This window comes from Streptomyces sp. OZ13, from assembly GCF_052068155.1.
Lineage (GTDB): Bacteria > Actinomycetota > Actinomycetes > Streptomycetales > Streptomycetaceae > Streptomyces.
The window spans coordinates 1-826 of the sequence record NZ_JBQHCZ010000053.1 but is presented as its reverse complement, the minus strand read 5'-3'; the positions used below and the strand labels follow the sequence as shown (position 1 = coordinate 826).

Here is an 826-nt window from a genome sequence, read left to right as displayed (position 1 = left end):
CCACCGGAGCGGTCGTCGCGGCGGAAGCCACCCTGCCGGTCGTCGCGACGCGGGTAACCGCTCTGACCGGAACGGTCGTCACGACGGTCGTCACGCCTGTCGTCACGCCTGTCGTCACGGCGATCATCGCGACGGTCGTCACGGCGGAAACCGCCGCCACCGCCGGCGGGGCGACCGCCGCGGTCATCACGCCTGTCATCACGACGGTCGTCGCGGCGGAAACCGCCACCGGCACCGGCGGGACGCTCGTCACGACGGTCGTCACGCGGACCGCGGTAACCACCACGGTCACCACCGGAGCGGTCGTCGCGGCGGAAGCCACCCTGCCGGTCGTCGCGACGCGGGTAACCGCTCTGACCGGAACGGTCGTCACGACGGTCGTCACGCCTGTCGTCACGGCGATCATCGCGACGGTCGTCACGGCGGAAACCGCCGCCACCGCCGGCGGGGCGACCGCCGCGGTCATCACGCCTGTCATCACGACGGTCGTCGCGGCGGAAACCGCCACCGGCACCGGCGGGACGCTCGTCACGACGGTCGTCACGCGGACCGCGGTAACCACCACGGTCACCACCGGAGCGGTCGTCGCGGCGGAAGCCACCCTGCCGGTCGTCGCGACGCGGGTAGCCGCTCTGACCGGATCGGTCGTCACGGCGGAAGCCACCGCCACCGCCACCACCGGCGGGACGACCGCCGCGGTCGTCACGGCGGTCGTCACGCCTGTCATCACGACGGTCGTCGCGGCGGAAACCGCCACCGGCACCGGCGGGACGCTCGTCACGACGGTCGTCACGCGGACCGCGGTAACCACCACGGTCACCACCGG

General features: G+C 73.2%; 1 pseudogene. It reads right to left on the bottom strand.

Going from position 1 to position 826, the window contains the following annotated elements:
* Positions 1-826 (bottom strand): annotated as a pseudogene (locus ACTMTU_RS36040) (hypothetical protein); the annotation flags it as partial.